Raw genomic sequence first — 20,786 nt, forward strand, 5'->3', positions numbered from 1 at the left:
CCAAATGCAGTCAGGAATGCCGGTAATTATTTACGGATGTAACGTAACGTTGCGGTGACAGCCAGCTGACGATTGCGGCGAATACTCTCCGCTTCGCTATTATCAGGGCTAAACAGAGCGTTGAAAGTATAACGGTTCGAAACGTGGTGAACGCAGATGCTACTGATCAGGCGATGAACATCAATGGTCTGCACGCCGGATGTAAACACGCCCTGTTGCTGACCCCGTGCCAGGATATCATCCAGCAGATCCAGCGCACTGCGGTTCAGTGCTTTTATCTGCGCCGACTGGGAAATATAGCGACCGCGCAGCAGGTTCTCACTGCACACCAGCCGGATAAAATCGGGATGCTCGACATGGTAATCAAAACTGGCTTCCACCAGCCGTGTCATAGCCAGCTCTGGCTCCATCGCCGCAAGGTTAAGGCCCGTTTCATGCTGACGTATCTGCTGATAAACCTGTTCCAGCACGTCGATATAAAGCTGTTCTTTACTGCCAAAGTGATAGACCACCATGCGTTTCGTGGTCTGCGCATGCTCAGCAATCTGCTCCAGCCGCGCACCCTGCATACCAAATTCTGCAAACGTCTTAAGTGCGCCGGCAATGATGCGTTTTTTCAGCCCTTCAGGGTCATTTTTACGTTTTGTTAGTTCTGACATGGTGCTCAATAAAGTGATTCTGACCGAGGAATGTTAGCACAGTGTTGAGTGGCTGCCTGCAACCGCAGGCGCAGCAGATGCGGCAACCTGGCACACGCCGGACGATTGCAGGTATAATCCCGGATAGAATTTCACAGCTTCAGAGACGACTCAGAGACCACAATGACAAAACTCACCTTGCAAGAGCAGATGCTGAAAGCGGGATTGGTATCCAGCAAAAAAATGGACAAGGTTCAGCGCACAGCCAAAAAATCCCGGGTTCAGGCGCGCGAAGCCAGAGCCGCGGTGGAAGACAACAAAAAGGCGCAGCTTGAGCGGGATAAGCAGCTGAACGAACAGCAGAAGCTGGCTGTGCTGTCGAAAGAGTACAAAGCCCAGGTCAAGCAGTTGATTGAGATGAACAAAATTGATGTGGCAAAAGGCAACATCACCTTCAACTTTACCGACAATAACCTGATTAAAAAGATCTTGGTGGATAAGCCTACGCAGACGCAGCTGATTAATGGTCGTCTCGCCATTGCCCGCCTGGCTGCCGACGCCAGTGGTGAGAGCCAGTACGCTATCATCCCGGCCAGCGTAGCGGATAAAATTGCGCAGCGTGATGCCAGCGCCATCGTGTTAAACAGCGCATTAAGCGAAGAAGCACAGGACGAAGATGATCCTTATGCTGATTTCAAAGTCCCTGATGATTTGATGTGGTAATTGTATTCTGACCCATTCAGAACGGGCTGGCGGCAGAGAGTTGCATTACCTCGCCGCTGACAGGATGAACAAACGTCAGCCCACTGGCGTGCAGCATCAGCCTTTCTGCCTGTTGGGCGCCCGGCATCAACAGCCCACCGTAAAGATCACAGCCCAGAATCGGGTGCCCCCGCTGCTGACAGTGAATACGAAGCTGGTGGGTGCGTCCGGTTTCGGGCGTCAGCTCAACCCGCGTGACCGGCAACGCGTCTCCCTCACTTCCCTGATAATAACCGCGTTCAGTGACCCGGTAGCGTGACCGCGCGGGTTTGCCCCTGATGGCGCATATCGTCATCCGGGGAAACAACGCCGGATCTTTCGCGATGGCAGCATCAATGACTCCCTCATCATCGGACAGATGGCCGCACAGCAGGGCCTGGTAGGTTTTGCTCACGCTACGCTGGCTGAACTGCTGGCAGAGGGCGGCGTTAATCGCCTTGTTTCGTGCAACAACCATCAGGCCGGATGTGCCGAAGTCGAGCCGATGCACCAGCGTGCAGCCAGGGAAAAGGCTGACCAGCCGGTGATGCACCGAATCAAGATTTTGAGGATTTTTACCTGACAGGCTCAGCAATCCGCCGGGTTTGTTGATCACCAGCAGATGTGCATCCTGAAAGAGAAATGTGATCTCATCAAAGCAGGGTGGGGCGATAAACGTATCGATAATGGCAGACATGGTGCAACCGGCAGACAAAGGGCCGGAGATCATAACCTATTGCCCGGTCACTGACGACGACGGCAGACTTCACCGGGTCTTTATTCTCCCGTAATGGTTTCACCGCTTTGTGTGGCGAGCGACTGGCTGGCCTGATGCGTTCCGAACCCCGCCTGAGCAACAAATACTGAGCATACCGTCGCGGCTAACAACGTGAGAAGAACAGAAAGTTTCATGGCTGCATCCAGTGCTGATAAGGGCAGTCAGTCTGGCAGGAACGGTGACAGAGACAAACAGAACAATCCGGAAAAAAACTTTTAGTACATTTGAACAGCAACTTGCACGATTTTTAGTGATTTATTCGGGCAAGTCTCGCTTTAACGACTACAGTCTCTGGTGAGGTTGTCATCAATTCGTACCAAATGGAGGATTTTCTGTGTTAATTCAAAACGACGAGAAAGGCCACGTCATTATTGGCGAAGCGGCACTAAGCCTTGCCCTGGGTGAGAAAGAAATCAGTATCGCATCACTCTTTACTCAGCTGGGTTTGATGGCGAAATCTGAAAGCAACGCTGATCGACTGGAGAAAATCGACAAAGCCAGAAACTGGCTGAGTAGTTTTACGTCACCAGCGGTTGCCCAGCAGCAGGTGCCGTACCTGCGAACGCTTGCAGGCCTGAACGAAGAGCTGAACTAGCCCCGATAGAACTGACGCCAGTGGACGTAGTCCGGCTCCGGCCGGAAAACGACGAAGCGGACGACCTCAACGGTTGCGCGAGAGCGTATACCGGCCGGAGATAATGTCAGGGACGACACTTCTCCTGCACTCAAAAACTTCACCTGTGATCGCGACATTATCCCTTTCTACTACAACCTCCCAGATCCCTTTCTGCCTGCAAACCGCCAGCCTGATACAAATCAGGCGAGAGACACATCGCACCCGCCGTCCAGCCAGATTGTATCGCTGCCATCATATTCAACATCTTCACGTCGTGCCTGCGGCGGCCGTTGCTGTAGGCTTTCTGTTTATCGACTGTCTTGTTGTCTGAAGATAATGACTATTTCAGCCAGCCTCGTTGTGACAAGGCTGGCTGAATTAACGTGCAGAACAGATTGACGCGTTGCTACGGGTTAAAAACTCTCCCAGCTGGCGTCTGCGGATGCCGCCACAGGCACAGCAGGTACTAAACGTGGCGTCAGAACCGGAGTCCGGGTTTGCACGGCAGAGAGACGGAACACAGCCACTGTTTTTTCCAGTTCATCTGCCTGCGACTCCAGAGAGCTGGCTGCAGCGGAAGACTCTTCAACCAGCGCGGCGTTCTGTTGCGTGGTGGTATCCATTTCGGCCATGGCCGTGGCAATCTGAGAAATGCCGCGGTTTTGCTCGTCAGATGCGGCAGCAATCTCACCCATAATGTCTTTAACCTGACTGACTGAGCGAACGATGTCATTCATCGTGGTGCCGGCGCGTTCAACAAACGCAGAGCCATCCTGCACCCGGTCAAGTGACTCGCGAATCAGCGTTTCAATCTCTTTAGCGGCCAGCGAGCTGCGCTGGGCCAGATTTCTCACTTCACCTGCAACCACCGCAAACCCGCGCCCCTGTTCACCGGCGCGTGCCGCTTCCACGGCAGCGTTGAGTGCCAGGATGTTAGTCTGGAAAGAGATGCTGTTGATGACGTGAATGATTTCGCCAATTTTCCCTGAACTCTGGCTGATGCTGTCCATGGTGACGATAACATCACGAATAATCTCACCACCGCGTCCGGCATTCATCGACGCATCGGTCGCCAGCTGACTTGCATGGTGGGCGTTCTCCGCATTCTGTTTCACCGTCGAGGAGAGCTCTTCCATACTGGCAGCTGTCTGAACCACGGCGGCAGACTGCTGCTCAGTGCGCGATGACAGGTCGGTGTTGCCTGCGGCAATTTCTGCCGAAGCGCGCGCCACGCTGCTGACGCCATCGCGCACGTTGGTGATGATGTTCTGCAGGCTGATGTTCATTGCATCTACCGCCTGCATCAACTGACCCAACTCATCGCCACGCGTGGTTTTCAGCGAGGTTGTTAAATCACCGCTGGCGATACGCTGCGCGGCATTCAGTGTCTCTTTCAGGGGCTGCGTAATGCTGCGGGTGATCCGCCAGGCAATCAGCAGGCTCAGAATGGCACAAATCAGCGCGGCAAACGCAATACGCCACTCCGCCTGTTTAATGAACTCTGCAGAAAGCTGAGACTGGAACGCAAAGGTGTCAGAGACTGCCGCATTGAGCCGTTCAGCAGCAGCAGTCAGGCTCGCAGATTCGCCTTTTTCTTTCTCTGAAGCATCGATATAGCGCGTTAAAGCCTGGCGCTGCTGCGCAAGCGTGTTAAGTAAGTTTCGCGTGCCATCACTGATGGTGGGCTGAGCAAAAATGTCCAGCTGCTCACTCAGCGTATTAATCGCAGTGTATTCTTCCAGGACCGCATCTCTGCTGGTCTCTGTGGGTTTATCCAGAAACGCTTTTTCAACATTGGCGGCATCAAACAGTGCGGCAGCCAGATGCATGACGGGAAGGGCCGCATCCGGTGACTGAGCCATATCGAGCGATTCAAACTGATGTGCAAAACCGATCAGGGCACCGGGTTTAATCGCATCGAGAGCGGCGGAGGTTGCTTCTGCGGATGCCACAAATTTCTCACGCTGGCTCTTGTAGTCGTTGAGCAGCTGTCCCATCAGGGTGATTTTCTGCTGACCAATCTCATCCCATTTGAATCCATCCAGCCGTTTATAAAGCGCTTCTAAATCCTTCAGGGCCTGAACGTTCTGTGACGCAAATTTGGGATCTTTGGTGTACTGGTAGAGGGTACGGTTAAGACGTGCTTTGCCTAAGGTGTTAACCATTTCCACGGTAATTGAGCGCCGGGCAGAGTTGTCTTTGATACTGCGAAAACAGTCAAAAGCCATAAAGGTAATGGCAAGCGAGGCAGCGATAAGGACGATAAAGCCGGCACCCAGTTTTTTTCCGATTTTAATATCAGAGATACGTTGAGAAAGACCCATGAGGTTCACCTTTAATGAGGTTCAGAAGCAGAAGAAAAGGAAAAAAAGTTAAATAATGCCAAAGATGATCTTTATATCGTCAGGGTGAAAATAACCTTTAATTTTATTTATAATTGCATGAGGGGCTAATGAGTTGGCTTTTTATTGTTAATGTTGAAATTATTTGCCTTCTAATAATTTCAGGCATGATTGCAAGCTTCTGATTAATAAAATAAAAATTTATAATTATATGGAGTTGAATTGTATTTATTTGATCCTGATCAAAATTATTTTATGAAAGTATGGATCAAAAGCGATAACGGTTTACAAAGGGAAAGTGCAGGATTTTGCTAATGTTTTGATTAAGCAGTCAGATATAAACAGCTTTATTCATGAGCAATGCTATTTGCCACGCGCACTATCCTATAAAGTAGAAATCCCACTCTCAATAGTGAGCACAACTGATGCCAGATTACTGTTTCTACACGCAGGGAAAACAGACCATTGCCCTGGCAAGGTCAGACATGAACCGCGCCAGCGAGTTGCTTGCTCAGGGGTTTATAAAAGAGGCTGAAGAAGTGCGTGCTCCTGATGAAAAGCAGGCCGCTGCGCGCTTTGCAGATATCAGAAAAGAGAATGCCATTGATCGGCATAACTTTCTGGCCGGCGCGGGAACAATGCCGTTGATTGGCGTGCTCACAGCGTTGGCTGCCTTTCTTTTCTGGCGTAAAAAATAATCCTGATTCTCCGCAGTTCTTCAAAAAACAGTCGGCCGACGCCCTGACGCTATCGGGCACAGCATTATCACAGGAAGCTGTGCCAGGCGTTAACCCGCCAGCGTCTCTTAATATGGTGGGGTTGTCTCGCTGGAACAAAGAATGAACACCCACGTCCGTCGAGAATCTTCATTATCTGTCAGGCGATCATCTTCATCCTGAATGACTCCGTATTTACGCAGATTCCCCTTTCCAACCACTCTGCTAAACATTCTTACAGATATTATTCATGCCTTCAGATTGATGTGACAGTGATTAGTTTGTTTAAAATTTAAATCACATTAAGGTTAGTCAGGTGTCACCGAAAAATTACGCTGATTTTTATCTCAGACCGTATTCAGTTATCGACTAATAAAATTAGCGATCTCACTAAAATTTCAGTATGGTCTGAACGTTATCCTACATTCCCCCTCCATTCTTTAGTTCCATCCCTAATCGGCTCAGGCATGCAGAAATAAAATTTTCAGTATTTTATACGTTAGTTATTCCATGGAATAAAAAGCGAATTGAAAATCCGACACCAATAGCGCTCAACTTCAGCGTAACGCTGAATAGGTTATTTCTCATTAGTGCCATCCTGTCAAAAAGTAATAGAGCTGCCCGGCAGAAAAACTGCCGGTAACTTTTATTTAAGGGCACACACAGGCAATCGCCGCCCCGCCTCTGTTTCTGTCACCTGAAGTGGGGAGGCTTATTATTATTTAATGATTAATAACAGAGGGTCTTTATCTAATATCAGATTGTCGCGTTCCGCCCAGCCTCTGAGCTTGCCGGGGTTAAGTAATCCTTCAGGATCAAGACACTTCTTAACAGAAACGACGTCAGGTTTAATTTCTCCCTGTTTACCATCCTCAATATGATAAACATGTGGGTTATTTATTTTTACGTCATTGTCACGGAAGGTTGTCATTATTTCATTCAGTCTTTCTTCGGTTGAATAACGCACAAGTTGCAAACCGCTTGCGGTAATATTGCCATCATTGTCACGCAGGAATTCAATATGCGAAATAACCTCATCACCGAACAACGCTGCCATATCGATAATCTGCTGACGATAACAGGTGTGATCAAACGCTGTCTGTAAATATGTCAGAGAGCTGTCAACTTTAAGTGCGTGCAGCGTGGTGTGGTTCCAGCAATACTCCATCAGCGACGCGTTAGCCTCACGCGCTTCGTCGGCCGGCTGGCGCAGGGCGCTCTGACCGCGGTATTTTTCCAGCAGATGCGCGCAAAATCCTTCGCTTTCCTGCGCGATCACACTGATTACCGCATGCTGGCTGGCCTGATAGCGTCCGTTCAGGTGACTGAAATAAGAGGGGATTGGCGCGGCGAACAGCGCGAGCTGGCGTTTTGCCAGCCCCGGCGAACGGGCAAAGGCATTGGCATAATCCAGCGCGTCGGTGAAATCATCAAACACGTCCAGCCTCTCAATCCACTGATGGACCGGTGCCAGTGCCAGCGCCACCTCAAGCACAATACCGTTGCTGCCATAGGCATGATGCAGCAGCAATGCCTGTGGCGCGGGCACCTGCAGAATGCGTGGTTCGGCTTCCATCGTCATGACTTTTACGCTGAGCACATTGCCGGGCGCGCCGAGTGGGCCGTAGTTAATGGAGCCGATACCGCCAAATCCGCCGCCGTAAAGGCCGCCCAGACTGGCGAGCCGGTAGGTGGAAGGCATGCAGCGCAGTTCCCATCCTGTTGGCCGGGTCAGGGTTTCAATCTCCGCCAGCCGGATCCCAGCCTGCGCCCGTACCACGCCGTTGCCCAGTTCACATACCTGATTGAATCCGGTCATATCGACCAGAATGCCGCCCTCCAGTGGCACCAGCTGGCCGTAGTTGCCGGTCGCGCCGCCGCGCAGGATCAGCGGCAACTGATGCTGAACACAGGCTTTCACCAGTAATCTCAGCTCTTCTTCGCTGCGCGGCCTGACCACGGCATCGGCCTGTTTGTCTTCCAGTTGCCGCTTAAGCACCGGGCTGAACCAGTGAAAATCACGGGAAAGGCGTTTGACCTTCGGCGCCTGTAAAGTCCAGTCCAGATCAGGTAGCGCCTGCAGAATCAGGGCGAGCGCCTGTTGACGTTGTTCACTGTCCATAATCTTCCTGCCTAAAGATGAATGAGGTTAATGAGATTGCACGGCTTCGCTTTCATGCCAGGCACTCAGCACGCGTCGGGAAATCCAGGACATCGCGCCAAAGAGTGCAATGCCGGTGAGTGAAATAAGCAGCAGAGCGGCAAACATCAGCGGGATGTCCAGCTGATAGCCCGCCTGCAATATCTGGTAGGCCAGGCCGGTATTATTGCCGCCGGTGCCGGCCACAAACTCAGCCACCACCGCACCAATCAGTGACAGACCGCTGGAAATGCGCAGTGCGCCGAAGAAATAGGGCAGAGCGGAGGGAATGCGCAGGCGAATGAGGATTTGCAGACGGCTGGCGTGATTCAGCTGAAAATAGCTCAGCAGCCCCGGCGATACGCTGCGAAGCCCCTGTGTGGTATTGGAAATAATCGGGAACACCGCCATCAGCGTTGAACACACCACCAGCGACAATGTGGTGTCTTTGACCCAGATGATGATCAACGGCGCGATGGCGACGATCGGCGTCACCTGCAGGAACACGATGTAGGGAAACAGCGCGGTTTCAATAAAGCGGTTCTGTACCAGTACGAACGCCACGACTGCACCGATGACAATCGACAGTAAAAATGAAATCAGGGTGATTTTCAGGGTGAACAGCAGCGACGTCATCAGCGAACCGCAATGTGTCCACAGGCTTTGCAGCATCACCACCGGTGACGGCACCAGAAACTGAGGGATGTTGAAATAGCTCACCCAGCCTTGCCATAGCAAAATGACCACCACGGCGACTACCGCCGGATAGAGCACTTTGCGAAACGTGGGGTTGTTGATCCACGGAGAAGCATTTTGCGTTTTCATACCGTTACTCCATACCCGATTGGCTGGCTTGCAGCAGGCTGTCCTGCAACTGCTTCGCATAGCGTGAAAATGCCGGACTGACGCGGAAATTTTCGCTGCGCGGAAAAGGTTCGTTGATGGCGATATCTTCCACCACGCGCCCCGGACGCGCGGCCATCATGATCACCCGCTGCGACAGGAACACCGCTTCGTGGATCGAGTGAGTGACGAACACGACCGTCAGTCCCTGTTCCCGCCACAGGCGCAGCAGGTCGCTGTCGAGTTTGTTGCGGGTGATTTCGTCGAGCGCGCCGAAAGGTTCATCCATCAGCAGCAGCTTCGGGCGCGTGACCAGGCCGCGGGCAATCGACACGCGCATCTGCATGCCGCCTGACAGTTCGCGAGGCAGGACGTTGGCAAATTTGCCAAGCCCCACCAGTTCCAGCGCTTCACTGACGCGGGTATTGGCTTCAGCGCGGGGTACGCCTGCCAGATCCAGCGGCAAACGCACGTTGTTCTGCACATTACTCCACGGCATCAGCGTGGCTTCCTGAAACACGAAAGAGAGCGGAACCTGCGCTTTTTCACGGCTTTCGCGGCGCCACAGCATCAGCTTGCCGTCGCTGGGTTCCACCAGACCGGCAACCATTTTTAACAGCGTACTTTTGCCGCAGCCCGACGGGCCGAGCAGCGTGACAAATTCACCCTGATTAATGGTCAGATTGACCGGCAGAAGCGCGCGGGTGCCGTTGCTGTAAATTTTCTCCGCCGACAACACCTCGATAGCCGGAACGGTTGGAGAAATAACTGAGCGGACATCGCTCATCACGGTGAGTTTCGGGGCTGAATTCATGGCATAACCTTCGCGTCTTTAATCATGTCGAGGGTATAGGTCTGCGCAAACGGCACTTTATCCGCGTCGATGAGTTTATTTTTGACCAGCATCTCCCAGGTCTTTTTCAGACGAGGTTCAGTGATGATGCCGATACCGCCGGTTTGCGCGTCGCCACCCGTCACCAGCGCATACTTCTTCATCTGCGCAATGCCAAAGGCAATCTGGTCGGCGCCCATACGCGGGTTAGCCTGGGTAATGAGCGCGTTGCCCGCGGCGGGGTCCTGCAGATATTCCTTCCAGCCCTGCATGGAGGCTTTCACGAACGCCGCCACGGCTGCCGGGCGTTTTTTGACAGTGTCGGCCATGCAGATAATGGAGTTGCCGTAAGGCGGATATCCCCAGTCGCTAAGCATGTAGACATAGAACGGTTTGCCACCTTTCTCGATTGAGAACGGCTCGGAAGTCACATAACCCTGCTGTACCAGATTATTGTCCGCAAGAAACGGCTGCACGCTGAAGGTGTAGGGCCGGACTTTGGCGTTACCCAGCCCCAGTTCACTTTTCGCCCAGGGCCAGAATGAGGTATACGCCTCGGTCGCCAGCAAAAAGGTTTTGTCTTTCAGTTGCTCGCCGGCCCCGACTTTATCGTGGCTGATAAACACCGTCGGCGAATGCTGGAACACCGTCGCCACGGTCACCGCATGCACGCCAGCCTGCCAGGTTTCCAGCGCCTGGCCATTGTCGCCGAGCGTACAGTCCGCCTGACCAGCGGCCATCAGTTGCATCACGTTAACCTGCGGGCCGCCCATTTTAATGCTGACATCCAGACCGGCGGTTTTGTACAACCCTTTAGCCTGCGCCTCGTAAAATCCGCCATGCTCCGCCTGCGCGTACCAGTTGGTCAGGAACGTGAATTTCTCTTCCGCCATTGAACTGGCCGAAACGCCGCTCAGCAGCAGAGCCAGCAGGGTGTAAGCGGGTGAACGCCGTAGTTTCATCTTGAGAATTCCTTTATTCAGAGGCCAGAGAAGACGAAGGAGGAGTGAAGCGGGTTTGCACAAAGCCGTTCCAGTGGTGTTTACCCCAGGTGGGTTCGCTGCGGACTGTCCATTCCATCAGGTGGATCTCCGTGATCGCCTGCGCCCAGCTTGCCGCCAGCGAATCGAGGATCGCGTGCCCCTGTTCGGCGGTTGCGCCAATCGGATCGCCGATTACGCCGCTCGGACCAAAATCATAAGAAGCCCAGGCGGCGACAGGGCGGCCAGATGACAGCGTCGGACAGGGAAACGCCGGCGGATAATTGGCGACCGCGTGCTCCATGTGAACGCATTCCGGTGCAAGAGCCAGCATCACTGCCGTTTCGCTGTGACCGGCATGCATCGCCATTTTCTGCTCCTGCGCACTCAGGAACTGATTTTCCACGTTAGGCACGCGGAACACGTCGTGCGGGATCATGATCATGTCCCCGTGACGCAGGCGCATTTCCCGCGAGGCCATTTGCAGCACCTGCGGCTGTCCGCCGTGCCCATTGATAATCAGCAGTTTGCGGAACCCGGCGCGGTAGAGCGATTCGGCAATTTCCAGCACCGTCTGCAACAGCGTGTCGCCGGTCAGGGTCAGCGTGCCGGGGAAGTTCAGATGCTCGTCCGACTTGCCGTAAGTAATGGGCGGAATCGCGAAGGCCGGAATCTCTTCCGGAAGCCGCGCCAGTGCGTGACCCGCGACGCCGGAGGAAATCACGCTGTCCACCGAACACGGCAGATGCGGGCCATGCTGTTCGATGGCGCCGGTCGGTAAGACAATCACGGTGTTAGCCTTGTCGGGCAGAGCAGCGATAGCTGTCCAGCTCAGAAAAGGGAGAAAACGTTCTGCGGGAATATAGCCGTTAATCATGCTCTGCCTCGTATTCGGACTTGTCAGGGTTAGCGGGACTGGGGTAACCAGGCGGTGGCTTCCACTTCAATCAGCACGTCGGCGCAGGGCAGCATTTCGCTGACCTGAACCACGGTAGAAACCGGCGGTTGACCGGGATAAAAAAGCTTTCTGACCCGGCTGTAATAGGGGAAATGATCAAGATTGCGAAAGTACTGCACCAGCTTGATCACATCACTCATCTGCCCGCCGGCGTCTTCAATGATGTGGCGGATACTTTCGAGCACATACCAGCTCTGGGCGAGGATCGGCCCCTGTTTGATATCAGTCGAGAATTCGCCGGTTTCACCCAACAGCAGGCGTGCTTCGGCGGGGATATCCTGAAAGCCGCGCACGATGGTCCCGCTCTGCGGATTAACCGGAATCACGCCCGAGAGAAAAACAAAATCGCCCGCGCGGCGCCACGCGGCATAGTTGGCGAGCGGTTTACCCGCACCCGCTTCAAGACTCATGGGATAACTCCGGATTCCAGGTACGTTGGTGGGCAAGCCTGCCATGGTGGAAAACCAGCCGGGCTGCGCTGTTTAAAGGCCAGGTCAGGCTGTCGCTGCCTGGAAAGAGAATCAGCGTGGCATCGCTGCCAGGTGCGAGTGGCAGGCCGGGCGGTGCATCACCGCTCAGTGCGGCAACATCGCAGATCAGTCGCGACTGCCAGTCAAAAACGTTATCCAGCTGCAGTGCGAACAGGGCACAGGCCAGCGTATCCAGCGGGTCGTAGCTGCCGGCCGGACAAAAAGCGTCCTGCACGTTATCGCAACCGAGCAGCACCGGAACGCCTGCCGCCTGCGCCTCTTTCAGCAGCGTTATGCCGCGCTGTCGTGGCGTGCGGCCGGTGACGGCATCCTGCAACAGCAGGTTGGTCATCGGCAGTGCAATCAGCGTGACGCGCTGCTCCGCCAGCAAACGCAGGACCTCCACTGCCTGATGTTCACTGCCGGAGGCCAGCGCGCAGCCGTGGCTGCAACAGATATGGCCGCTGAATCTATTTTCTGACAGGTAATGCGCCAGCCAGCTCAGGCCGTGTGCCACCGGCGAGAGCTCTTCATCGATATGCAAATCCAGATTCAGTTGCCAGCGCGAGGCACTGCGCATCAGGTTGGTCATGGCGGCCGGATCCCAGTTGGATGAGTGGATAAATCCACCCAGCAGGCAGTGGTTCCCGCTTTGCGCCACCGCAGCGGCGATGCGGTCAGCGGCCTCGCTGTCGGCAAAAAGAGTCAGCGGGACCAGCGCCACCCGTTCCAGCATGACGCCGGGTTGTGTGATAGTGGCCAGTGCCGTCCAGGCCAGCGGCGGCGTGGCATCGAACCAGTCAATATGGGTGCGCAGGCGGGTTACGCCGTTGGCGGCGGCCCATGCCATTCCCTGTCGGGCACGCTGATGAAGATCTGCCGTGGTCCAGTGCCGGCGATCCTCATGCAGGGTTTCAATCGCGGCCAGCAGACCGGGTTTTAGGGGACGGCTGCGACCAATGGTGAAGGTTTTATCAAGATGCGCATGAGGTTCGAGCAGACCTGGCAGCGCCAGCATGCCCTGTGCGTCCCACAAATCATTCTGGTCGGGCTGAAAAGGCGTCATGGAAGTTATTTTGCCTGCCTCAACGCGCAGATCTGCCGTCACCGGTTCACCTGCCTCCTCAGGCCACCCGGCAGGAAGCAGCCAGGCGGGAAGGCGAACGTTGGCAATGCCGTTTAACGGTGAGGCAAAAGAAGGAAAGTTCATATTGAGGCTCCGCGTTGGCATTACAGGTCCAGGACCAGAACAGGACTCTTAGCGCGCGAACAGCACAGCGTAATCTGCGTGTTCTCCGCTTTCTCTTCTTCTGTCAGCACGCAGTCGCGGTGATCGGGAATACCGTCGATGACATCCGTAATGCATGAGCCGCAAATACCCTGTTCGCACGACAGCATAATATCGACTCTGGCACTCAATAAGACTTCTGCAATGCTTTGGTCTGAACCAACTAAATAACGTTTTCCGCTGGATTTCAGCTCAATGTGAAATTCAGAGTTGGCGTTATTTTTGTTTATAGCGTTATTGCTGAATCGCTCAAAAGATAATTGATTCTTATGCCAGTGGTGCGTGTACATAATCTCTTCAAGGCGCTTAATAAACCCATCCGGGCCACAGGCCATCACCTGCGTATTGGCATCCGGCTGACACAGGCTCAGCGGCGTCGTGTGCCGCAGGGAATCGTTTGCGCTGCTGTCATGTAAAAAGAGATTTTTTGCCAGTGAAGGTGCTGTGAGACGCGGTATATACGCCGCTTTATCCAGGCCCGAAATGTAGTAGTGCAGTTCAAATTCAATGCCTTGCCGAGAAATCTGTTCCGCCATCGCCAGCAGTGGCGTAATGCCAATTCCTCCGGCAAATAACAGATAGCGCCCGGCGGCTGGCAGAGGGAAATGGTTACGTGGCATCGAGATATTGAGTGTGTCGTTAGCACTGAAATGATGATGAATAAAGTGCGACCCGCCGGTCGCGTTGTCTGCCAGTTTTACGCAGATTTCATAATATTCCCCGCTGTGATTTTCGTTGCAGAGAGAATACTGGCGCGGGCCAATTTCAGGAATGAAAAGGTCAATGTGCGCACCGGGTAACCAGGGCGGTAATAATCCACCGTCCTGCGCAATAAGTTGCAGTGAAATATTTCCTTTACCATTTTCGCCGATCGCCTTGATCGTGACAGGAATTAATCCGGCATCATTCATCGTCATTTACCGTATTCATTTTGATGAGTCATTCATAAACAAGGGTAACCTGTTCACCGCATAACCTGCTGCCATCCGGCCTGGAATAGCCCGCGGCGGGATGTAATGTCGATGAAACGATTGTTCCCATTGCAATGAAAGCTACGTTATTGTTGTAAAGCTGTTGCGTCCAGCGCTTTGATTCGCACATCCCGTTGCAAAAAAGAGAGCACTCAATCATGTTCGCATTCTCACGGTTTCTGCTGTACTTCACTGAGGTTGCCCGCCAGGGCTCGTTTCGTAAGGCGTCAGAAACCTTACATGTCGCCGCATCGTCGATTGACCGGCAGATCCTGCGGGTGGAAAAAGAACTGGCAATGCCGCTGTTTGAACGGCACCCGACCGGATTGCGGCTAACGGCAGCCGGCGAGCTGCTATTGCACGCCGCCAACAACTGGAAAAAGGATTTCACCCGCGTCTGCGAGCAACTCGATGACCTGCGCGGTCTGCGGCGCGGACACGTGCGAATTGCCACCATTGACGCCATCAACCGGCAGTTTTTCTCGGCGATGCTCAGGAAGGTGCATGCTGATTATCCGAATATCTCTTTCACGCTGACCACCATGAACAATGTGGACATTCAGCAGGCGCTGATATCTGGCGATGCTGACTTTGGTCTGATGCTTAATCCGCAAAGTTCACGAGAGTTGCAGGTACGCGCTTTTGCAGAAATCGAGCTGGGGATTGTGGTGCCGAAAGGGCACCCGCTCGGCGACAGAAGCCACGTGCGTTTTAGCCAGTGCATGGAATATCCGTTTATCCTGCCGGCTGCGCCGCTGATGCTGGCCGAACCCGTCCAGGCGCTGATGAATATCAACGGCGACATGATTAACGAAGTCGCGGTATCCAATAACATCCACATGATCCGCACGCTGATTAAAGAGAAAATGGGCATCGGTATTCTCTGCTGGCTCGACATCATTGATGAGGTGGAAAGCGATGAACTGCAATTTATTCCGCTGACCGATCCGCAATTAAAAACGTTCACCCTTTCGTTGTGCGTCGCCCCGACAAGACAGCTTTCGCTGGCCGCCTCGATGATGCTCAAACAGCTGGAGATGTTGTTCAGCGAGATCCAGATGCCGCGAGGTGATCGGGATTGATTTGCACTGTTCTGGTGCTGGCTGCTTTGTAATGAATCAAAGGTTGCAGAGCCAGCGCCGATCAATCCCCTGTTAAAGCGCAGAGAAAGCGCATTCGTGGAGTTGGCACCTTTCTTGTATAACCCACAGTGAGTAGAAGCGGTCAGTGCGGGCAACTGCGCGGGACATTGCTCAGCAACCATTTCGCGGTTCATTTTGAGCCGGTCAGGGGAGCTGAGCCGCATTCGCTCAACGCCCCTCCGGTGATGATTAGGAGAGGAGCAATGAAGTCAGTTTCCCGCATTCCCCTGTCTTGCTGCGTGCTGAGCGCGCTGATCCCTGCCGCATTTTCACTGTCGGCACACGCCGATGAGAAAATAGCGCTACTGACATCCTGGTACGCGCAGGCGGAGCAGGGCGGCTATTATCAGGCGCAGGCCACAGGCATTTACAAGCGTTACGGGCTGGATGTCAGCATTCAGTCCGGCGGCCCGCAGGTCAACGGCATGCAGTTGCTGCTGGCAAAGCGCGCGGACGTGATCATCGGTTATGATCTCCAGCTACTCGAATCCGTACAGCGCGGTTTTCAGGCCAAAGCCATCGCCGCCCCTTTCCAGTTTGATCCTCAGGGGCTGCTGACACATGCTTCAGTCACTTCCCTGGACGGTCTGAAAGACAAAACCATTTTAGTCTCCAGCTCCGGGCAATCGACCTGGTGGCCATGGCTGAAAGCACGCTATCAGCTTAGCGATTCACAGGTTCGTCCTTACACCTTCAATATCCAGCCCTTTGTGGCTGACGAAAATGTCGCGCAGCAAGCCTATGTCAGTTCTGAAGTTTTTCAGGCACAAAAGGCGGGTGTGAAATCAAATTTCTTCCTCTTCTCGGAGCACGGTTATCCCCCTTACGGCGGCATTCTGATCACCCGTCCTGAACTGATCAGCAGCCGGAAAGAGGCGATGGCTAAGTTTGTAAAGGCGTCGATGGAAGGATGGGTAAGCTATCTGCAAAATCCGGCGGCGGGCAACGCGCTGATCAAAAAGGATAACCCGAAGATGACGGACGACCTGCTGGCCTGGGGCGTTCAGCAAATCAAAGCGCACCATCTGATTGACGGCGGTGATGCGGCAACAAAGGGGTGGGGCACCATGACGGAAGCCCGCTGGCAGAAAACCCGTGATTTCATGGTGAACGCCAGACTGCTGAATGCGAATACCGACTGGAAGCAGGCGTATACCACTGAAATTGTCGACCAGATGCAGGTTAAGCCCTGAGGAGTGTTGCAATGTCATCTGACGTTTTACTGATTAAAAATGCGCACGCAATCCTCACCGGCTTGCCGGGAGAGGCAGCGCGTCACGCCGGGCCGGATATTCGCGTGCGTCATGGGGTGATCGAGGCGATAGGTTCCCTGACGGCAATGCCCGACGAGCAGCTGATCGACGCCCGCGATTGCGTGGTTTATCCCGCCTGGGTGAATACGCACCATCACCTGTTTCAGTCATTGTTAAAAGGGGAACCGCAGGGGCTGAACCAAAGCCTGACCGCATGGCTGAGTGCCACGCCTTATCGTTTTCGCGCCACCTTCGATGAATCCACCTTTCGTCTTGCGGTGCGTATCGGCCTGACCGAACTGCTGCGTTCCGGCTGCGCGACGGTGGCGGACCATAACTACCTTTACTGGCCAGATATGCCGTTCGATACCTCGGAAATCCTGTTCAGTGAAGGTGAGGCGCTGGGAATGCGCATTGTGCTATGTCGGGGTGGCGCAACGCAGGGGCGCGCGATCGAGAAAGATTTGCCGCAGGCGCTGCGCCCGGAAAACTTCGGGGATTACATGGCGGATATTGAACGGCTGGTGGGTCGTTATCACGATCCGAAACCAACGTCACTGCGCCGTGTGGTGATGGCACCTACAACCTTGCTGCATTCTGCACCCGGTGCGGAGTTGCGCGAAATGGCGAAACTGGCCCGCAGTCTGGGGATTCGGCTGCACAGCCACTTGTCGGAAACCGTGGATTATCTTGATGCGGCGCGTGCCAGATTCGACATGACGCCGGTGCAGTTTTGTGCGGAACACGACTGGCTGGGTGAGGACGTCTGGTTTGCGCACCTGGTAAAACTGCTGCCGCAGGAAATCACGATGCTGGGTCAGACCCGCACTGGCATTGCACACTGCCCGCAAAGCAACGGGCGTCTGGGCAGCGGCATCGCTGATTTGCTGGCGCTGGAACAGGCCGGTGTGCCTGTTTCATTAGGCGTAGACGGTGCGGCATCGAACGAAGCCGCCGATATGCAAAGTGAAGCGCATGCGGCCTGGCTTTTGCAGCGCGCCCGAAAAGGCATGCTGGCGACACCGCGTTATGACGGCGGCACGTTTGAAGGCGGCGGCGACGCAGCATCAATTGAAGACGTGGTGCGGTGGGGCAGCGCAGGCGGGGCGCAGATCCTTGGCCTGCAACAAAGCGGCACCGTGCAGGTGGGCAGGCTGGCGGATATCGCCATTTATCGGCTGGATGACCCGCGCTACTTCGGCCTGCACGACATGGCCATTGGTCCGGTGGCCTGTGGCGGACGCGCTTCGCTTAAGGCACTGATGATAAATGGCCGGGTGATCGTCGAAAACGATGTCATCCCCGGACTCGATCTGGAGGCCATGCGCCATGAGGCAATGTCTGCCGTCCGTACTTTACAACAGCGCGCTGCGCGCTAACCCTATTGATTAAGAAGGATAAGAACAATGACGCAATCAAATCAAACAGCATATGCATTACAGGAACTGGAAAAAGAAGCAGGAATGGGCGCGATGGGTGAAGAAACTTTTGCCCGTGAAGTGCGTTGTATCGATTTATCAGATTTCGAAAACCGTAAAAGTGAGATCGCCGACGAACTCTGGAGCGCAGCCGTAGAAATTGGCTTCTTCCAGGTCAGCAATCACGGCATTGCACTCGGCGATATCCGTCAGGCGTTCAGCATGACAGAGGATTTCTTCTTACTGCCCGAAGAGATAAAAGCGCAATATCCGCTGGCGCGTAACGCAGGCTGGGAGAATAAATCTCAGGTGCGACCATCAACCCGAACGCCAGACCAGAAAGAGTCTTACCAGATCACCCGTCCGTTGATGGCACCGCTATGGCCGACTGAACAGGAACTGCCGGCTTTCAAAGAGACCATGCTGAATTTTGAATCGCAATGCTGGCAACTGGGCATGAAACTGCTTTCCTGTTTTGCCCTGAAACTGGGCTTTCCTGAGCACTTTTTCGAGCAGGCACATAATCCGGACCTGCAAACTTACCAGAGTACGCTGCGCATGCTGCACTACTATGCCACTGAGCAGTCAGAGCAGGGGATGTGGCGCGCGGGTGCGCATACAGATTTTGACTGTCTGACGCTGCTGTTCCAGCGTCCCGGTCAGGGCGGGTTGCAGGTATGTCCTGGCAAAGACCGCGAAAGTCAGCAGTGGACCAGCATCGAGCCGCGCGAAGAGGTGATCACCTGCAACATCGGCGACATGCTGATGCGCTGGAGCGACGATCAGCTGCCGTCAAATTTCCACCGTGTGAGAAGCCCACTGCCCGGCGAATACCAGGGTGCGCGCTACAGCCTGGCCTTTTTCTGTCAGGCTAATAAAGATGTGGAGATTCTGGGGCCGCAGGCGAAATATCCGGCCATCACCGCCGAAGATTATCTGCAACAGCGCATTCAGGCGAACTTTGCGAAAGGATAATTTGCCAGAAAGATAAAGAGAGCTGAAAAGCAAAAAGCCCGCTCAGGGAAAACTGAGCGGGCTTTTTTAATTCTGGCTTTTCTGGCTGAGATCGCCTTTGTCAGTAACTCGCTAATATAGCCTTCGCCTTCATGTACTTACGGGCATAAAAAATACAACCCTCGCATAGAAGGAATTTAATGCGATCTCATTATTTGATTTGAACATGATAACAACATTCTTTGTTGCGTAAATCTCTGTTACTGCCGAACAGGCAGAACAATGTAACCAGAAGGATTTGTGTCGATTACTGTTAATGAATGTTGAAATATGAAGCTATTCTCTGAACTGGCTTACCTGAGATTGAAAATTTGAAGCTGTAAGCATAGGCGGGATTCCCCGCTTATGCTTCTGATTAACGTCAATGCGACAGAGTCAGTCAAATCCCTGAACATTACAGGGTGTTCGCCTGATGTTTTTATTTCTGTCAGTCTCCATACGCGTAAGCGGTGGTCTGGACGGTATAGGTATCAGGTTTCACGTTCTGCGTCCCGCTTAATGTAACATTGTAAGTTGATACGCCGTTGGTGGCAGTGCTGTATAAAATGTAATCGGTGGTACATGTCAAACCTAACTCTGTGCAACGAGTAAAGCCAGTAGAGCCAGGAGTATCAGAAGTCCTGAGTATTGATACAAGAATGGCGTTATTGCTGTCGTTTTTGCCTTTAATATTTAATGGGAACTGGGGTGTGCCGTTACCAGACCCTGTTAATGACCCGGGCATACCCAAAGCTATGTAATGACGAGAGGCGCCGCCTGTCGAAGTGATGGTACCATTTGCCAGCACTTTTCCACTATTATGAGTCCCGTCCGACAGACCCGACACCGGTGTCAAAACGTTAGAAACAGTGAGCGGAGAAGTAAAAGTAATGTCGGCCGACGTAGTACTGGCTTCGGACAGCGCTGCGATTGCTGCGTGGGATGAAATACCCGCGATGATTATCGCTGCTGCCGCTGAGGTTTTGATGTTTAAAAATTTCATATCTCTATCCTTTGTTGTGTTGAATTAACGACTGCAGTCGTCCCTAAAAGTCGTAGACAGTGCGTCTACCCGACCATCGAGGCATATGTGCCACCGATGGCTCCCCGTCACCAAAAATGTCAGTGACGTGGTATTCGTGAAATCTCTATATAGCGCCCGGCTGTTGCACGTTACTGAGTGACCACCTGACCAGCGATGTTTAAAGAGTAGGTATCCGCTTTCACCCTCTGGTCGCCATCCGCCAGAATGTCAAAAACCATTCTGTCTTCGCCGGTATGCACGGTTATCACCTGCATGTCCGCCATTTCCGTTACCACCTGTTGCTGTGGCACCAGACGCACCCGCAACTGATGCGCCGGATTCTGCTGGCCTGTCAGCACATAACGCCCTCCCTGCTGGCCGGATGCAGCCTGATCGCTCCGGAGCTGAAAACCCGTATGAATGTCGTAGCTGACCAGCGTGCCCCTGCCGAGCTTTGTGCCGTCTCTGACAGCACCCGCCTGCAGGCCATGATTCATCTGTAACACCAGTTGCGGGCTACCCGTCGCGACAGCCGGAGCGCTGCTGGCCATGACTGTCAAAAGTGCTGCCGCTATCAGATACAATCTTTTTCTTTTCATCATTCCCCTTCTCCGGGTGATGTTTCTGTTCAGTTTTTTCGGAA

The 20,786-nt window shown here is 53.7% G+C and carries 21 protein-coding genes; 7 read left to right on the forward strand and 14 right to left on the reverse strand.

The genetic code is table 11. The annotated features are described in order from the left end of the window. Positions 1 to 26: 26 nt before the first annotated feature. The gene (locus NP77_RS09185; RefSeq protein ID WP_008926027.1) at positions 27 to 659 is read right to left on the reverse strand and encodes a TetR family transcriptional regulator; all 633 of its coding nucleotides are present in this window, start codon (positions 657 to 659) and stop codon (positions 27 to 29) included. 162 nt (positions 660 to 821) lie between these two features. Between NP77_RS09185 and NP77_RS09190 the strand changes: the two genes are divergently transcribed. Then, positions 822 to 1,361, forward strand: a complete 540-nt coding sequence (locus NP77_RS09190; RefSeq protein WP_039659871.1) for a DUF2058 domain-containing protein — start codon at positions 822 to 824, stop codon at positions 1,359 to 1,361. 16 nt (positions 1,362 to 1,377) lie between these two features. On the opposite strand, the gene NP77_RS09195 is transcribed toward NP77_RS09190, so the two are convergent. Together NP77_RS09195 and NP77_RS23945 are read right to left on the reverse strand one after the other, a co-directional pair. Next, positions 1,378 to 2,076 (reverse strand): RluA family pseudouridine synthase, encoded by a 699-nt coding sequence (locus tag NP77_RS09195; protein WP_033762058.1) that lies wholly within the window; start codon positions 2,074 to 2,076, stop codon positions 1,378 to 1,380. 80 nt (positions 2,077 to 2,156) lie between these two features. Further along, the gene (locus NP77_RS23945; RefSeq protein WP_255348850.1) at positions 2,157 to 2,291 is read right to left on the reverse strand and encodes a hypothetical protein; all 135 of its coding nucleotides are present in this window, start codon (positions 2,289 to 2,291) and stop codon (positions 2,157 to 2,159) included. Between the two features lie 200 nt (positions 2,292 to 2,491). On the opposite strand from NP77_RS23945, the gene NP77_RS09200 reads away from it, so the two are divergent. After that, positions 2,492 to 2,752 (forward strand): hypothetical protein, encoded by a 261-nt coding sequence (locus NP77_RS09200; RefSeq protein WP_004571361.1) that lies wholly within the window; start codon positions 2,492 to 2,494, stop codon positions 2,750 to 2,752. Positions 2,753 to 3,186: 434 nt separating this feature from the next. Here NP77_RS09200 and NP77_RS09205 read toward each other — a convergent pair whose 3' ends face one another. Beyond that, a complete protein-coding gene (locus NP77_RS09205; protein WP_039659874.1) occupies positions 3,187 to 5,097 on the reverse strand; it encodes a methyl-accepting chemotaxis protein in 1,911 nt (636 codons plus the stop codon). A gap of 443 nt (positions 5,098 to 5,540) precedes the next feature. Between NP77_RS09205 and NP77_RS09210 the strand changes: the two genes are divergently transcribed. Further along, positions 5,541 to 5,813: a hypothetical protein gene (locus NP77_RS09210; RefSeq protein WP_039659875.1), complete on the forward strand. Its 273-nt coding sequence runs from the start codon at positions 5,541 to 5,543 to the stop codon at positions 5,811 to 5,813. Positions 5,814 to 6,549: 736 nt separating this feature from the next. On the opposite strand, the gene NP77_RS09215 is transcribed toward NP77_RS09210, so the two are convergent. Genes NP77_RS09215 through NP77_RS09250 form a run of 8 tightly spaced genes read right to left on the reverse strand, consistent with a single transcriptional unit; the run spans position 6,550 to position 14,259 of the window. Continuing rightward, on the reverse strand, positions 6,550 to 7,953 hold the full coding sequence (locus NP77_RS09215; protein WP_039659876.1) for an FAD-binding oxidoreductase: 1,404 nt from the start codon (positions 7,951 to 7,953) through the stop codon (positions 6,550 to 6,552). 27 nt (positions 7,954 to 7,980) lie between these two features. Beyond that, positions 7,981 to 8,796, reverse strand: a complete 816-nt coding sequence (locus NP77_RS09220) for an ABC transporter permease (protein ID WP_004571365.1) — start codon at positions 8,794 to 8,796, stop codon at positions 7,981 to 7,983. Positions 8,797 to 8,800: 4 nt separating this feature from the next. Continuing rightward, positions 8,801 to 9,628, reverse strand: coding sequence for an ABC transporter ATP-binding protein (locus NP77_RS09225; protein WP_039659877.1), 828 nt, complete (start codon positions 9,626 to 9,628; stop codon positions 8,801 to 8,803). Continuing rightward, positions 9,625 to 10,608 carry an ABC transporter substrate-binding protein gene (locus NP77_RS09230; RefSeq protein ID WP_039659879.1) on the reverse strand — a complete coding sequence of 328 codons (984 nt, stop codon included), beginning with the start codon at positions 10,606 to 10,608 and terminating at the stop codon, positions 9,625 to 9,627. Before NP77_RS09230 ends, NP77_RS09225 begins: the two co-directional genes overlap by 4 nt. A 13-nt stretch (positions 10,609 to 10,621) precedes the next feature. Beyond that, positions 10,622 to 11,503: a creatininase family protein gene (locus NP77_RS09235; RefSeq protein WP_039659881.1), complete on the reverse strand. Its 882-nt coding sequence runs from the start codon at positions 11,501 to 11,503 to the stop codon at positions 10,622 to 10,624. Between the two features lie 29 nt (positions 11,504 to 11,532). Next, on the reverse strand, positions 11,533 to 11,994 hold the full coding sequence (locus tag NP77_RS09240) for a RidA family protein (RefSeq protein WP_008926002.1): 462 nt from the start codon (positions 11,992 to 11,994) through the stop codon (positions 11,533 to 11,535). After that, complete coding sequence (locus tag NP77_RS09245) at positions 11,984 to 13,264, reverse strand: amidohydrolase family protein (protein ID WP_039659882.1); 1,281 nt, start codon at positions 13,262 to 13,264, stop codon at positions 11,984 to 11,986. The genes NP77_RS09240 and NP77_RS09245 overlap by 11 nt, the downstream gene beginning before the upstream one ends. Positions 13,265 to 13,284: 20 nt before the next feature. Continuing rightward, positions 13,285 to 14,259 (reverse strand): PDR/VanB family oxidoreductase, encoded by a 975-nt coding sequence (locus NP77_RS09250; protein WP_039659884.1) that lies wholly within the window; start codon positions 14,257 to 14,259, stop codon positions 13,285 to 13,287. A gap of 212 nt (positions 14,260 to 14,471) precedes the next feature. Here NP77_RS09250 and NP77_RS09255 point away from each other — a divergent pair, with 212 nt between their 5' ends. The 4 genes from NP77_RS09255 to NP77_RS09270 all read left to right on the forward strand — a co-directional run bounded on the left by NP77_RS09255 (position 14,472) and on the right by NP77_RS09270 (position 19,101). Beyond that, positions 14,472 to 15,395, forward strand: coding sequence for a LysR family transcriptional regulator (locus NP77_RS09255; RefSeq protein ID WP_039659886.1), 924 nt, complete (start codon positions 14,472 to 14,474; stop codon positions 15,393 to 15,395). A 263-nt stretch (positions 15,396 to 15,658) separates the two neighbouring features. Continuing rightward, the gene (locus NP77_RS09260; RefSeq protein WP_039659888.1) at positions 15,659 to 16,648 is read left to right on the forward strand and encodes an ABC transporter substrate-binding protein; all 990 of its coding nucleotides are present in this window, start codon (positions 15,659 to 15,661) and stop codon (positions 16,646 to 16,648) included. A gap of 11 nt (positions 16,649 to 16,659) precedes the next feature. Then, positions 16,660 to 18,087, forward strand: a complete 1,428-nt coding sequence (locus tag NP77_RS09265) for an amidohydrolase family protein (RefSeq protein ID WP_039659890.1) — start codon at positions 16,660 to 16,662, stop codon at positions 18,085 to 18,087. Positions 18,088 to 18,114: 27 nt separating this feature from the next. After that, positions 18,115 to 19,101, forward strand: a complete 987-nt coding sequence (locus NP77_RS09270; RefSeq protein ID WP_004571376.1) for an isopenicillin N synthase family oxygenase — start codon at positions 18,115 to 18,117, stop codon at positions 19,099 to 19,101. A 466-nt stretch (positions 19,102 to 19,567) separates the two neighbouring features. Here the strand turns inward: NP77_RS09270 and NP77_RS23415 are convergent, their stop codons facing one another. After that, on the reverse strand, positions 19,568 to 20,122 hold the full coding sequence (locus NP77_RS23415; protein WP_140033267.1) for a hypothetical protein: 555 nt from the start codon (positions 20,120 to 20,122) through the stop codon (positions 19,568 to 19,570). A 170-nt stretch (positions 20,123 to 20,292) separates the two neighbouring features. Beyond that, a complete protein-coding gene (afaD, locus tag NP77_RS09275) occupies positions 20,293 to 20,745 on the reverse strand; it encodes an AfaD family invasin (RefSeq protein WP_154926603.1) in 453 nt (150 codons plus the stop codon). Between the last annotated feature and the right edge of the window lie 41 nt (positions 20,746 to 20,786).

It is taken from the genome of Pantoea sp. MBLJ3, from assembly GCF_000816655.1.
Lineage (GTDB): Bacteria > Pseudomonadota > Gammaproteobacteria > Enterobacterales > Enterobacteriaceae > Pantoea > Pantoea eucalypti.

What these genes read in the sequence shown, in the direction of transcription:
- NP77_RS09185 (WP_008926027.1), bottom strand. Translation starts at nt 659, where the DNA reads ATGTCAGAACTAACAAAACGTAAAAATGACCCTGAAGGGCTGAAAAAA.
- NP77_RS09190 (WP_039659871.1), top strand. Translation starts at nt 822, where the DNA reads ATGACAAAACTCACCTTGCAAGAGCAGATGCTGAAAGCGGGATTGGTA.
- NP77_RS09195 (WP_033762058.1), bottom strand. Translation starts at nt 2,076, where the DNA reads ATGTCTGCCATTATCGATACGTTTATCGCCCCACCCTGCTTTGATGAG.
- NP77_RS23945 (WP_255348850.1), bottom strand. Translation starts at nt 2,291, where the DNA reads ATGAAACTTTCTGTTCTTCTCACGTTGTTAGCCGCGACGGTATGCTCA.
- NP77_RS09205 (WP_039659874.1), bottom strand. Translation starts at nt 5,097, where the DNA reads ATGGGTCTTTCTCAACGTATCTCTGATATTAAAATCGGAAAAAAACTG.
- NP77_RS09210 (WP_039659875.1), top strand. Translation starts at nt 5,541, where the DNA reads ATGCCAGATTACTGTTTCTACACGCAGGGAAAACAGACCATTGCCCTG.
- NP77_RS09215 (WP_039659876.1), bottom strand. Translation starts at nt 7,953, where the DNA reads ATGGACAGTGAACAACGTCAACAGGCGCTCGCCCTGATTCTGCAGGCG.
- NP77_RS09220 (WP_004571365.1), bottom strand. Translation starts at nt 8,796, where the DNA reads ATGAAAACGCAAAATGCTTCTCCGTGGATCAACAACCCCACGTTTCGC.
- NP77_RS09225 (WP_039659877.1), bottom strand. Translation starts at nt 9,628, where the DNA reads ATGAATTCAGCCCCGAAACTCACCGTGATGAGCGATGTCCGCTCAGTT.
- NP77_RS09230 (WP_039659879.1), bottom strand. Translation starts at nt 10,608, where the DNA reads ATGAAACTACGGCGTTCACCCGCTTACACCCTGCTGGCTCTGCTGCTG.
- NP77_RS09235 (WP_039659881.1), bottom strand. Translation starts at nt 11,503, where the DNA reads ATGATTAACGGCTATATTCCCGCAGAACGTTTTCTCCCTTTTCTGAGC.
- NP77_RS09240 (WP_008926002.1), bottom strand. Translation starts at nt 11,994, where the DNA reads ATGAGTCTTGAAGCGGGTGCGGGTAAACCGCTCGCCAACTATGCCGCG.
- NP77_RS09245 (WP_039659882.1), bottom strand. Translation starts at nt 13,264, where the DNA reads ATGAACTTTCCTTCTTTTGCCTCACCGTTAAACGGCATTGCCAACGTT.
- NP77_RS09250 (WP_039659884.1), bottom strand. Translation starts at nt 14,259, where the DNA reads ATGACGATGAATGATGCCGGATTAATTCCTGTCACGATCAAGGCGATC.
- NP77_RS09255 (WP_039659886.1), top strand. Translation starts at nt 14,472, where the DNA reads ATGTTCGCATTCTCACGGTTTCTGCTGTACTTCACTGAGGTTGCCCGC.
- NP77_RS09260 (WP_039659888.1), top strand. Translation starts at nt 15,659, where the DNA reads ATGAAGTCAGTTTCCCGCATTCCCCTGTCTTGCTGCGTGCTGAGCGCG.
- NP77_RS09265 (WP_039659890.1), top strand. Translation starts at nt 16,660, where the DNA reads ATGTCATCTGACGTTTTACTGATTAAAAATGCGCACGCAATCCTCACC.
- NP77_RS09270 (WP_004571376.1), top strand. Translation starts at nt 18,115, where the DNA reads ATGACGCAATCAAATCAAACAGCATATGCATTACAGGAACTGGAAAAA.
- NP77_RS23415 (WP_140033267.1), bottom strand. Translation starts at nt 20,122, where the DNA reads ATGAAATTTTTAAACATCAAAACCTCAGCGGCAGCAGCGATAATCATC.
- afaD (WP_154926603.1), bottom strand. Translation starts at nt 20,745, where the DNA reads ATGATGAAAAGAAAAAGATTGTATCTGATAGCGGCAGCACTTTTGACA.